11 protein-coding genes are annotated in these 11,835 nt (G+C 71.7%); all 11 read left to right on the top strand.

Translation table 11 applies throughout. The features are described 5' to 3' along the window. Positions 1 to 19: 19 nt before the first annotated feature. The 11 genes from AB4880_RS00495 (at position 20) to AB4880_RS00445 (ending at position 11,834) form a co-directional block, all read left to right on the top strand. Positions 20 to 1,582: a hydantoinase/oxoprolinase N-terminal domain-containing protein gene (locus tag AB4880_RS00495; protein WP_367917230.1), complete on the top strand. Its 1,563-nt coding sequence runs from the start codon at positions 20 to 22 to the stop codon at positions 1,580 to 1,582. Between the two features lies 1 nt (position 1,583). Then, positions 1,584 to 2,663 carry an S-methyl thiohydantoin desulfurase family protein gene (locus AB4880_RS00490; RefSeq protein WP_367917229.1) on the top strand — a complete coding sequence of 360 codons (1,080 nt, stop codon included), beginning with the start codon at positions 1,584 to 1,586 and terminating at the stop codon, positions 2,661 to 2,663. Then, positions 2,660 to 3,913, top strand: coding sequence for a metal-dependent hydrolase family protein (locus AB4880_RS00485; RefSeq protein WP_367917228.1), 1,254 nt, complete (start codon positions 2,660 to 2,662; stop codon positions 3,911 to 3,913). The genes AB4880_RS00490 and AB4880_RS00485 overlap by 4 nt, the downstream gene beginning before the upstream one ends. Positions 3,914 to 4,176: 263 nt before the next feature. Continuing rightward, positions 4,177 to 4,977, top strand: coding sequence for an ABC transporter ATP-binding protein (locus AB4880_RS00480; protein WP_367917227.1), 801 nt, complete (start codon positions 4,177 to 4,179; stop codon positions 4,975 to 4,977). 178 nt (positions 4,978 to 5,155) lie between these two features. After that, the gene (locus AB4880_RS00475) at positions 5,156 to 5,743 is read left to right on the top strand and encodes an Rv1363c family protein (protein ID WP_367917226.1); all 588 of its coding nucleotides are present in this window, start codon (positions 5,156 to 5,158) and stop codon (positions 5,741 to 5,743) included. Next, entirely contained in the window at positions 5,740 to 6,537 is a 798-nt protein-coding gene (locus tag AB4880_RS00470) for an MlaE family ABC transporter permease (RefSeq protein WP_367917225.1), read from the top strand. The genes AB4880_RS00475 and AB4880_RS00470 overlap by 4 nt, the downstream gene beginning before the upstream one ends. 5 nt (positions 6,538 to 6,542) lie before the next feature. Continuing rightward, on the top strand, positions 6,543 to 7,391 hold the full coding sequence (locus AB4880_RS00465) for an ABC transporter permease (RefSeq protein ID WP_367917224.1): 849 nt from the start codon (positions 6,543 to 6,545) through the stop codon (positions 7,389 to 7,391). Then, positions 7,392 to 8,540, top strand: coding sequence for an MCE family protein (locus tag AB4880_RS00460; protein ID WP_367917223.1), 1,149 nt, complete (start codon positions 7,392 to 7,394; stop codon positions 8,538 to 8,540). Next, on the top strand, positions 8,537 to 9,628 hold the full coding sequence (locus tag AB4880_RS00455) for an MCE family protein (protein WP_367917222.1): 1,092 nt from the start codon (positions 8,537 to 8,539) through the stop codon (positions 9,626 to 9,628). The genes AB4880_RS00460 and AB4880_RS00455 overlap by 4 nt, the downstream gene beginning before the upstream one ends. Next, complete coding sequence (locus AB4880_RS00450; RefSeq protein WP_367917221.1) at positions 9,625 to 10,671, top strand: MCE family protein; 1,047 nt, start codon at positions 9,625 to 9,627, stop codon at positions 10,669 to 10,671. The genes AB4880_RS00455 and AB4880_RS00450 overlap by 4 nt, the downstream gene beginning before the upstream one ends. Then, entirely contained in the window at positions 10,668 to 11,834 is a 1,167-nt protein-coding gene (locus AB4880_RS00445; protein ID WP_367917220.1) for an MCE family protein, read from the top strand. The genes AB4880_RS00450 and AB4880_RS00445 overlap by 4 nt, the downstream gene beginning before the upstream one ends. The last annotated feature ends 1 nt before the right edge of the window (position 11,835 follow it).

The raw sequence follows: 11,835 nt of genomic DNA, 5'->3' as shown, positions 1-11,835 counted from the left end.
TCACCTAGGAGTCCTTCCCATGTCCCTTCGCATCGGCATCGACGTCGGTGGCACCAACACCGACGCCGTGGTGCTCGACGGCCGCCGGGTCGTCTCGTCCACCAAGTCGCCCACGACCGAGGACGTCACCATCGGCATCCGGGCCGCCCTCACCGAGGTCCTCGCCGACGTCGACCCCGGCGAGATCGGCGCGGTCTTCATCGGCACCACCCACTTCATCAACGCGATCGCCCAGGCCCGCGGCCTCGAGCGGGTGGCGCTGGTCCGTCTCGCCACGCCGCCGCAGAGCCTGCTCCCGATGATCGACTGGCCGGACCGGCTGCGCGGTGTCGTCGGCGACGACGTCTACATCTGCGCCGGTGGCGCCCAGTTCGACGGCAACCCGCTCAGCCCCGTCGACGAGGACGGCCTGCGCGACGTCGCGAAGAAGCTGGCCGAGTCGGGCATCAAGCACATCGCGCTCAGCTCGGTGTTCTCGCCGGTCAACCCGGAGCCCGAGCTGCTCGCCGAGCGGATCCTCCAGGAGGAGCTGCCCGACGTCACGATCACCCGCTCCACGCTGGTCGGCCGGGTCGGCCTGCTGGAGCGTGAGAACGCGACCATCCTCAACGCCTCGCTCCTCGACCTCGCGGCGCGGGTCATCGACGGCCTGGAGCAGGTCGTCGCCTCCTGCGGCATCGACGCCCCGATCCTGCTCTCGCAGAACGACGGCACCGTGATGACCCTCGAGCGGGCCCGGCTCTACCCGATCTTCACCATCGCCTCCGGCCCCACGAACTCGATGCGCGGCGCCGCCCTCCTCACCGGCATCGAGGACGCCGTCGTCGTCGACGTCGGCGGTACGACGGCCGACATCGGCCTGCTGCAGAGCGGCTTCCCGCGCGAGTCGACCGTCGCGCTCAGCCTCGCCGGCGTGCGCAGCAACTTCCGGATCCCGGACGTGCTCTCGCTCGCCATCGGCGGCGGCACGATCATCGCCGAGGACGGCGGCACGGTCGGCCCCGAGAGCGTCGGCTTCCGGATCACCGAGCAGGCGCGCGTCTTCGGCGGCGACACCCTCACCTTCAGCGACATCGCGGTGCGCGCCGGCGCCGACCCGATGGGCGACTCCGCCCTCGTCGCCGACATCCCGGACGACGTCGTCGCGGCGGCTCTGAAGATCGTCGGCGACCGGGTGATCCACGCAGTCGAGAAGGCCAAGCTCAGCGCGGACGACACCCCCGTCGTCGTCGTGGGCGGCGGCGGTCCGCTGCTGCGCGTCGTCCCGGGTCTCGAGTCGCTGGTCGTGCCGGAGAACGCCGGCATCGCCAACGCGGTCGGCGCCGCCTTCGCCGAGGCCGGCGGCGAGGTCGACCGGATCTACGACCTCAGCGGCACCTCGCGGACCGAGGTGCTCGAGCAGGCCAAGGCGGAGGCGATCGAGCAGGCCGTCGCGGCCGGCGCCGACCCCGCGAAGGTCCGCATCGTCGACGCCGACGACGTCCCGCTGACGCACCTCGGCGGCGGATCCGCCGTCCGCGTGCGGGTGAAGGCGGCCGGCCCGTTCGACCACCAGCCCGCCATCACCTCGGAAGGACACTGACATGCGCATCATCGACGAGGAAGCCCTCAACGACATCACCCTCGGCTCCACCATCCTCGGCGCCGGTGGCGGCGGCGACCCGTACGTCGGCATGCTGCTCGCCCGCGACGCGATCCGCCGCTTCGGCCCGGTGAGCCTGGTCGACATCGAGGAGGTCCCGGACGACGCGAACGTCGTGTTCATCGCGGGCATCGGGGCGCCCGGCGTCCTGATCGAGAAGCTGCCGCGGGCCTTCGAGTACGAGCGCGTGCTCGACGAGCTCGAGCGCTTCACCGGCGTCACCTACGACTTCGTCTGCCCGATCGAGGCCGGCGGCCTCAATGCGGTCACGCCCTTCGCGACCGCCGCCGCCCGCAACCTCCCGGTCATCGACGCCGACGGCATGGGTCGCGCCTTCCCCCACCTGGAGATGGTCACCCCGACGCTGTACGGCGCCTCCGCGACGCCGATGGTCATGATCGACGAGCACGGCAACACCATGTTCCTCGAGTCGGCGACGAACCCCTGGGCCGAGGCCTACGCCCGCGCCGCGGTGCTCGCCAGCGGCGCCAACGCCGCGTCGGCGCTGTACCCGATGTCGGGCAGGCAGGCGAAGGACTGGCTGGTGCGGGGCGCGCTGTCGATGGCCCAGGACATCGGCCGCACCATCCGCGAGGCGCGCGACGCGCACGTCTCGCCGGTGCACGCCGTCCTGGAGCAGCAGGGCGGAGTCCTGCTCTTCACCGGCAAGGTCGAGGAGGTCGACCGCCGCAACGAGCGCGGCTGGACCATCGGGACCGCGCACCTGAGCGGGATCGACGGCGACCAGGGCCACACGATGACGATCCACTTCCAGAACGAGAACCTCGCCGCCAAGCGCGACGGCGAGGTCGTCGCCACCAGCCCCGACCTGATCATGGCGATGGAGATCGACACCGGCGAGCCGATCCCGGCCGAGGAGATCCGCTACGGCTACCGGGTCGCGGTCATCGGCCTCCCGGCCGACCCGCACTGGCGGACCGAGGCGGGCATCGAGCTCTCCGGCCCGCGGCGCTTCGGCTACGACATCGACTACCGGCCGGTCGAGGAAGCCGTTCGATGAGCGGCCCGGCTCGGCGTACGGTCCTGCGGGGCGGTCTGGTCTTCGACGGGACGGGCGCCGAGCCGGTCGCGGCCGACGTGGTGATCACGGACGGCCGCATCGAGGCGGTCGGCGCCGGCCTGGGGGGCGACGCCGACACTCTCGACGACACTCTCGACGACACGGTGGTCGACGTGTCCGGCGCGCTGGTCGCGCCGGGCCTCATCGACTGCCACGTGCACACGATCTTCGACGGGATGGACATGGCCCGGCTCCAGGCCCGGCCGTTCTCGATGGAGTTCTTCGAGGCGATCGGCGCCTTGGGCACGCTCCTCGACAGCGGCGTGACCACGGTCCGTGACGCCGGCGGCGCCGACCTCGGCGTCAAGGCCGCCGTCGCTCTGGGGCTGGTCCGCGGGCCGCGGATGACGATCTCGATCTCCGCGCTCAGCCAGACCGGGGGGCACGTCGACGGCTGGAACGTCCACGGCGACGTGCAGCGGCTGTTCGTGCCCCACCCGGGCCGCCCCGACTGTGTCGTCGACGGCGTCGAGGGGATGCGGCTGCGCGTGCGCGAGCTGATCCGCGCGGGCGCCGACACGATCAAGGTCTGCGCGTCCGGGGGAGTGATGTCGACCCGCGACGACCCCCGCCACCCCCAGTTCTCCTACGACGAGCTGGCCGTCTGCGTCGACGAGGCCGCGGCCGCCGGGCGCTCGGTCATGGCCCACGCCCACGGCGCCGCGGGCATCAAGCAGGCGCTGCGCGCCGGCGTCCGCTCGATCGAGCACGGCGTCTTCATCGACGACGAGTCGATCGAGCTGTTCCTGGAGCGGGGCGCCTGGCTGGTCCCGACGCTGCTCGCCCCGGTCGCGCTGGTCACGGCCATCGACGCCGGCATGGCGGTCGCCCCGGAGGTCGAGCTCAAGGCCCGCTCGATCGCCGCGACGCACCTCGACTCGGTCGCCCGCGCGCACGCGGCCGGCGTACGGATCGCGATGGGCACCGACAGCGGCGTCTTCGCCCACGGCTCCACGCCCCAGGAGCTGACGTGGATGACCCGGGCGGGGCTGAGTCCCTGGCAGGCGCTGCACGCGGCGACCGGATCGGCCGCCGACCTGCTCGAGCTGCCCGAGGTCGGCCGGGTGGCCGCGGGCTGCGTCGCCGACCTCGTCGTGCTCGACGGCGGGTCGCGCGCGGGGGACTTCGCGGCGTTCGCGACCGACCTGCGGATGGTCCTGCAGGGCGGCGAGGTGGTCCGCGCGCGGTGACCCGCGCGGCCCCGTTGCCGTGTGAGCCTTGACACATCGTCCGCTCTGGTGTGGGGTGGCGACTATCTGTAACTCAGGGTTACAGAACGCTTGTTGGGAGAGGCAAGCGGATGTGCACCGAGGGCGGGGCCGCGAGCCCGACCGGAGTGCAGCGTGTCCACGCAACATCTGGGAGGGCCTTTCCAATGATCCTCGGATCACACGAGCACACAGCAACACCCACCGACACCACCACCACGGACCACGTCATCTCCTTGCGGGGGGTGAGCAAGTCCTTCGGGCCGGCCACGGTCCTCGACGACGTCAGCTTCGACGTCGAACGCGGCAAGATCACCGCGATCCTCGGGCCCTCGGGCACCGGCAAGTCGGTGCTGCTGAGCACCATCATCGGGATGTACCCGCCCGAGCGCGGGCAGATCTACGTCGACGGCGAGCCCCTCGTGGGCATGCGCCACCGCGACCTGATGCGCGTGCGCCGCAAGTTCGGCGTGCTCTTCCAGGACGGCGCCCTCTTCGGGTCGATCAGTCTCTACGACAACATCGCCTTCCCGCTGCGCGAGCACACCGACCTCACCGAGGCCGCGATCCGCGACGTCGTCCACACCAAGGCCGACCTGGTCGGCCTGGTCAAGCACCTCGCCAAGCTGCCCGGTGAGGTGTCCGGCGGCATGCGCAAGCGGGCCGGCCTGGCCCGGGCGCTGGCGCTCGACCCCGAGATCGTCTTCTTCGACGAGCCCGACTCCGGCCTCGACCCGGTCCGGGTAGCGCATCTCGACGTGATGATGCGCAGCGTCCAGCAGGTCACCGGGTGCACCTTCTTCGTGATCACCCACAACATCGAGTCGGTCCGGCGCACCGCCGACCACATCGGCCTGCTCTTCCGCTCGCGGCTGGTGACCTTCGGCCCCGCGGCCGAAGTGCTCGCCAGCGAGCGCCCGGTCGTCCGGCAGTTCTTCGAGGGCAGCGTCCGCGGCCCGATCGGCATGGACGAGATGGTCGACGCCGACGAGCCCGCCGACGAGACCGACGAGCTCGCGCTCGTCGGTGGCGCCCACTCCGCCTAGCCCCGCCCGCGCACACCTCGCGCGCCTCGCGGGGCTCGTGCGCGCCCGCGCCTGCGCATCTCCGCGCATCCGTGCATCCGTGCATCCGTGCATCCGCACCTCCATCCGCCGTCTGCCTGTCCGCCCGTCCGCGCTCCGCGGGCGCGGTCTCGCACCTGCCTACTCCTGGGAGAGAGACATGACCACCGCCGTCCGTTCCACGCCGTCGCTCGACGACGAGCCCACCGAGCCCACCGAGGCCGTCGCGTCGGCACCACCGCCGCGCACCCGCCGCCCCTCGCCCCGCGTCCTCGCCGCGGCCCTGGTCGCCGTCCTCGCCGCGGCGGTGATCGGCTTCCTCGCCGTCCAGCTGCAGCACAGCCGTGCCGACGTCTACCGGCTCGAGGCCGCCCAGACCACCCAGGCCCAGGTGCTGGAGCGCGCACGTGAGCTCGCGGTCGCGCTGACGACCTACGACTACCGTGACCTCGGCGCCCAGCAGCGCCAGCTCGCGCAGGGCTCGACCGACGCCTTCCAGCAGAAGTTCGCCGAGACCAACAAGACCCTCGGCCCGATGTTCACCCAGCTCGAGGCCTCGGCCAAGGGCACCGTGGTCGACGCCGCCGTCCAGCAGGTGCGCGGCGACCTGGCCACCGCGCTCGTCTTCGTCGACCAGGAGGCGAGCAGCAAGCAGAGCGCGAAGCCGACGACCCAGGCCTCGCGCCTGCGGCTGCACCTGGTGCGCCACGGCGATACCTGGCTCCTCGACAGCGTGGACCTGCTGTGAGGGCGCCCTCGACCGCCGCCGTCGCCGCGAGCGCACGCGGCTTCGGTGGCATGGTGGCGATGTTCGCCGATGCGTGCGCGGTGACCGTGCGGGCCCTCGTCCGGCGGCGCTTCTCCTGGTGGGAGTTCCTGCTGCAGACGCGCTTCCTCGCGTCGGTGGCGCTGCTGCCCACGATCCTGATCGCGATCCCGTTCGGCCTGGTGCTGGTGCTGACCGTCGGCGGACTCACCAGCCAGGTCGGGGCCGCGTCCCTGGTCGGCGGCGTCAACTCGGTCGGCACCGTGCGCCAGGCGGCGCCGATCATCAGCGGCATCGTCCTGGCCGGTGCGGGCGGATCGGCGATCTGCGCCGACCTCGGCTCCCGCACCATCCGCAGCGAGATCGCCGCGATGCGGGTGATGGCGGTCGACCCGCTCGAGCGCCTGGTCGCCCCGCGGATCCTGGCGACCGTGCTGGTGAGCGTGCTGCTCAACGGCGTGGTCGCGTTCGTCGGCATCGTGAGCGGCTACCTGTCGGCGGTCTACCTGCTCAACAGCACGGCCGGCGGCTTCCTGCACTCGTTCAGCGCCTTCGCGCAGCCGGCCGACCTGCTGGAGTCGACCCTCAAAGCCGCGCTGTTCGGGCTGATCGCGGCGCTCGTCGCGTCCTACCAGGGGATGAACGCCCAGCACGGCCCGGCCGGCGTCGGCGACGCCGTCAACCGGTCGGTGGTGCTCACCGGGGTGCTGCTCTTCGTCATCAACCTCGTCGTGAGCCAGGTGTTCCTGCTGGCCGCGCCGCCGAGGGTGGGGTGATCGCGATGGCGACGACGCTCCTGCCCCGCAGCGGACCCCGCGGCGGCGTGCTGCTGCGCGCTCTGGGTGCCAACCTGCAGCGCCAGGGCACCATGCTGCTGTTCTGCGTGCACGCGGTGGCGACGATCCCGATCGCGCTGCGGCGCTACCGCCACGAGGTGTGGCGGCTGCTCGCCGAGATCGCCTTCGGCAAGGGCCTGCTGACCGTGGCGGCCAGCACGGTCTTCGTCTCCGCGCTGCTGTCGGCCGTGATCGGCGTCCAGCTCGGCCTCGAGGGCATGCAGGGCCTCAACGTCGTGGGCCTGGCGCCGCTGTCGGGCCTGGTCGCGGCGGTCGGCAACACCCGCGAGCTGGCGCCGCTGATCACCGCCTTCGGTCTCGCCGCGCAGATGGGCTGCCGCTTCACCGCCCAGCTCGGCGCGATGCGGATCAGCGGCGAGATCGACGCGATGGACACGATGGCCGTCTCCAGCATGGAGTACCTCGTCACCACCCGGCTGATCGCGGTGAGCATCTTCCTCGTCCCGCTCTACCTGGTCACCCTGTCCGGCGCCTACGTCGCCTCCAAGCTCACCGTGCTGCTCATCGCGGGGCAGGGCACCGGCACCTACGACCACTACTTCTATCTCTTCCTCGACTCCGGCGACGTCTTCTTGTCGGTGCTCAAGGTGGTCGTGCTCGGGCTGATGATCACCTTCGTCCACTGCTTCTACGGCTACACCGCCTCCGGCGGACCCGAGGGCGTGGGCGTCGCGTCGGGCCGCGCGATCCGGGCCAGCATCGTGACCATCGCGGTCGCCGACATGCTGATGACCCTGCTCTTCTGGGGCACCTCGACGGGGGTGCGGATCTAGATGGACATCCACGCGATCTACCGCCGTCCCGGCGTCCTCGCGCGGCTCGGCGTCGTCTTCAGCATCGTCCTGCTCGCCGTCAGTTTGCTCGTCGTCGCCCAGTTCCGCGGGGTGTTCTCGAGTGCGCCGACGCTGCGCGTCGAGCTGCCGCCGGAGAGCTCGGTGGTGGCGGTCGACAGCCCGGTGACCTACCGCGACGTGCGGGTCGGCACCGTCCTCGAGGCCGCCGACACCGGCACCGACCGGGCGCCGGAGGTGCGGGTGCGCATCGACCGCGAGTGGCTCGACCGGCTGCCGCGCGACGTGGTGGCGACGGTCGGGCCGGTCTCGATCTTCGGCAATCAGTACGTCCAGCTGCTCGCGCCGAGCGACGACGCGCCGGCCGGGCTCGCCGACGGCGCCGTCGTACCGGCCTACGACGCCTCGCAGAACCCCTCGCTGCAGGGCACCTTCGTGGCGCTCGACGACCTGCTCAAGCAGGTCAGCCCGGCCAAGCTCAACGCCGGACTCAGCGGCCTCGCGAGCGCCCTGCAGGGCCAGGGCGCCCAGCTCGGCAAGACGTTGGTGTCGACCAACGACTACCTCGGCCTGATGCTGCCGCTCTGGCCGACGCTGGTGAAGGACTTCGACCAGCTCGCCACGCTGTCGGGCGGTCTGCACGACCTGACGCCCGCGTTCCTCAGCTTCGTCGAGAACGCGACCGTGACGGCGCAGACCGTCGACGCCAACTCGGCTTCCTTCACCACGCTGATCAAGGACGGCAGCCGGCTCGCCACCACGTCGTCCGCCCTGCTGCGCAGCACCGTGGCCGCCTACGGCGACACGGTCGACGGCGCGGTCGCCCTGCTGGCGGCGCTCTCCCAAGGGCCCGACGTCATCACGCAGATGCTGCGCGGTGTCGACAAGTGGGCCTCGACCTGGGCGCCGGCGCTGGCCGACGGGATGCCCGACGTCCGGCTCGCGTCGCTGTCGGTGCGCAACCCGGCCGACCTGGTGCTGGCGATGGCCGCGGGCGGCAATCCCGACGACATCGTCGGCCTGCTCAACAAGGCCGTGCGGCCGGGCTTCGCGAACCCGCCGACCTATCGCGGCTGCCCGGAGCCCCTGTGCTCCCTCAACCGTCGTCCCGTCGAGAGGAGTGCGCCGTGACCAGCGGACGTCCTGCCCATCCCCTCCGCCTGCTGACGTCGGTGGCCGTGTTCGTGGTGGTCGCTGCGCTGCTCAGCGTCTTCGTGGTGGTGTCGGTGCTCAACCTGGGCCACCGCAACGGCACCGAGTACCACGCGCTGCTCGCCGACGCCGCCGGCCTGCGCTCCGGTGACGACGTCTCCGTCGCCGGTCTCCAGGTCGGCAAGGTGACCGGCGTGGAGCTGCGCGACGACGACGTCGAGGTGACCTTCGTCGTCAGCGGCGGCCAGCCGGTGCACACCACCACGCGGACCGCCGTCCGCTACGCCAACCTGATCGGCACCCGCTACCTCGCTCTGCTCCCTCCCGAGGCGGGCGGCGATGCCCCTCGGCTCCGGCCGGGGGGCACGCTGCCCGCCGTGCAGAGCCTGCCGACGGTCGACCTGACGGCGGTCTTCGACGGCTTCCAGCCGCTGTTCGACGCGCTCGACCCCGAGCAGGTCAACCAGCTCAGCGCGTCGATCGTCAGCATCTTCCAGGGCGAGTCCGGCACGGTCGCCGACCTGGTCGACCAGGTCGGCGCCATCACCACCCATCTCGCCGGACGGCGCGAGGTCATCTCCACGGTGATCACGAGCCTCGCCGACCTGCTGAGCAAGGTCAACGACCAGGGCCAGGCGCTCGGCAGCATGATCGACAGCTTCGGCTCGGTGGTCGGCAACCTCACCGAGCAGCGCGCGGTGCTGGCCTCGACGATCGACGGGCTCGCCAAGTTCGGCCACGACGCCGCCGCGCTGACCCGGCAGTCGACGGGGGCCATCAACAAGGACATCGCCGGCGTGACCGAGGCGTCCGGGGTGCTGAGCCGCAACTCGAAGGAGATCCTCAGCCTGATGCGTGACATGCCCGGTCTGGTGACCGCGGTCAACCGGGTCGTCGACGCCGGCTCGTTCGTGAAGGTCTATCTCTGCAACCTCGACCTGCGCGTCACCGGACGACTCAATCTCTCGCTCGTCCCGGGCCTCGCTGCGCCGCAGCCGCCGGAGGGACTCGTGGCGCCCTCGGGCCCGGTAGCAGACCCGTCGCGGGTCGGAAAGGTGTGCCGATGAGGATCCGTGACTTCGATCTCGACGACTGGCGGGTCTCCGACCGCAACCCCCTCAAGGTGGCGGCGGTCGCCGCCGTCGTCCTGCTGGTGCTGGTGCTGCTGGCGCTCAACCTCACCCATCTGCCCTTCTTGCACCAGCGCACGACCTATGTCGCCTATCTGTCCAATGCGTCGGGGCTGGGCGGCAACGAGACCGTGCAGGTGCGTGGAGTCCGGGTCGGGAAGGTCACCGGCATCACGCTGGTGGGCGACCGGGTCCGCGTCGAGCTCGAGGTCGACAGCGACGTCCACCTCGGCTCCGAGACGTCGGCCCGGGTCAAGGTGCTCAACCCGCTCGGCTCGCAGTTCCTGGAGCTCGAGTCGGCCGGTCCCGGGCGGCTCGACGCGCCGATCCCCGAGGCCCGCACCCACGTCAGCCGCACCCTCGTCAATGAGCTGGGGCGCGTGTCGGGCCAGGTCGACAAGACCGACCTCCCGCAGCTGCGCGACGCCCTGCGCACGCTGACGGCCACGCTGTCGGCGTCGTCCGCCGCCTCGGTCGAGCGGGCGCTCACCGGGCTCAACGACTTCGCCGGCAACCTCGCCAACGACGCCGACAAGATCAAGGAGCTGGTGGCCTCTGGCAGCGAGCTGGTCGGCATCATCAACCAGCGTCGCGACGTGCTGGTCAACCTGGTCGGCCAGGGCGACGCGCTGACGGCGGTGCTCCGCGAGCGCCGGCAGGCGATCAGCGGGCTGGTGCAAGGGACCGCCGACCTCAGCAAGCAGATCGCCGGGATCCTCGAGGTCAACCGCGACAAGCTCGGCCCGATGCTGACCAGCCTGCAGCAGATCTCGCAGGCGCTCGCCACCGAGAACAAGGCGTTCGGCCGGGCCATCCCGGCCATGGCGCAGCTCGCCCAGAACATCGCCCGCGTCACCGGCACCGGACGGTTCGTCGACGTCGTCGTGCCCAACAGCCTGGTGCCCGACGCGGTGATCCAGCAGTGCAAGGCGGGTGCCTTCCCCAAGCCCAACGACCCGAGAGTGGGGTGCCGGCCGTGATCCGGTCACGACGTATCCGAGCCGTCGTCGTCGCGGTGGCCGTGCTGGCGGTGCTCGCCGGCGGGCTGTTGGCGGCGCGTCGGCTGAGCGGTCCCGACACCTACCGGGTGACGGCGACCTTCCGTGAGGCGCCCGGTGTCTACGCCGGCAACTCCGTGAAGATCCTCGGGGTCCGGGTGGGCCGGGTGACCGCGGTCGAGCCCGGTCCCGACGGGGTCCGGGTCGAGCTCGAGATCGACGCCGCCCACCGGCTGCCCGCCGACGTGAGCGCCTTCCTGATGGCGCCCAACGCGGTCAACGACCGGTTCATCGAGATGTCCCCGGCCTATGCCGGCTCGGGGCCGAAGCTGCCCGACGGCGGCACCATCGCGCTCGACCACGCCGTCGTCCCGCAGTCGGTCGACCAGATCATTGACAACCTCGACGAGTTCTCCCGGCTGATGGGGCCCGACGGCGCCAACGCCGACGGCGCGCTGTCGGGGCTGCTGGCCGCGCTCGCCCAGACACTCGGTGGCCAGGGGAGCACCTTGCACGACATGGTCGTGCACCTCGGCACCACGCTCGACGCGGTCGGCGGCGACAGCGACGCCGTCACCAGCGGGCTGACCGATCTCGGCCAGCTCACCTCGGCCGCCGCCGACGCCAGCACCAGCTACCGCAGCCTGGCCGACAACCTGGCCGCGGTCAGCGACGGTCTGGCCGGCGACGCGCCGCAGGTGACCGCCGTACTGACGAACCTGCAGGACCTGCTGGCCGAGCTCAATACCTTCGTGCAGAAGAACCACGCCAAGCTCGCCGGCACGGTCACCAGCCTGTCCGGTCTGGCCGGCGAGGTCGGCCGGCAGCAGAAGGCGCTGACCCGGCTGATGCGGGTGCTGCCGCTCGCGGTCTCCAACACCGGCAACGCGGTGGTCAAGACGCGCGACGGCATGGCGTTCCGCGGTCGACTCGACCCGACGAAGCGGGCGCCGGTGCGGCCACAGGTGTGCGGCGACGGGTTGCTGCGGCTGATGGCCGTGGCGCTGACGCCCGACCCGTCCGCGCGCGAGGTCCTCGACCTCGCCTGCGGCGCCGACCGCTGGCTCGACGAGCTGCGCAAGCCGGTCGGAGCGCCGGACGCGTCGGCGTGGACCCTCCGTGCGCTCCAGAACCTGGGAGGTTGAG

The sequence above is a fragment of the Nocardioides ginsengisoli genome (genome assembly GCF_039537225.1).
GTDB classification, from domain to species: Bacteria; Actinomycetota; Actinomycetes; order Propionibacteriales; family Nocardioidaceae; genus Nocardioides; species Nocardioides ginsengisoli.
This window is presented reverse-complemented; position numbering and strand designations above follow the sequence as displayed.

Excerpts from the sequence above, each read along its gene's own strand:
- AB4880_RS00485 (WP_367917228.1), top strand. The coding sequence starts at position 2,660 with ATGAGCGGCCCGGCTCGGCGTACGGTCCTGCGGGGCGGTCTGGTCTTC.
- AB4880_RS00450 (WP_367917221.1), top strand. The coding sequence starts at position 9,625 with ATGAGGATCCGTGACTTCGATCTCGACGACTGGCGGGTCTCCGACCGC.
- AB4880_RS00495 (WP_367917230.1), top strand. The coding sequence starts at position 20 with ATGTCCCTTCGCATCGGCATCGACGTCGGTGGCACCAACACCGACGCC.
- AB4880_RS00460 (WP_367917223.1), top strand. The coding sequence starts at position 7,392 with ATGGACATCCACGCGATCTACCGCCGTCCCGGCGTCCTCGCGCGGCTC.
- AB4880_RS00475 (WP_367917226.1), top strand. The coding sequence starts at position 5,156 with ATGACCACCGCCGTCCGTTCCACGCCGTCGCTCGACGACGAGCCCACC.
- AB4880_RS00490 (WP_367917229.1), top strand. The coding sequence starts at position 1,584 with ATGCGCATCATCGACGAGGAAGCCCTCAACGACATCACCCTCGGCTCC.
- AB4880_RS00465 (WP_367917224.1), top strand. The coding sequence starts at position 6,543 with ATGGCGACGACGCTCCTGCCCCGCAGCGGACCCCGCGGCGGCGTGCTG.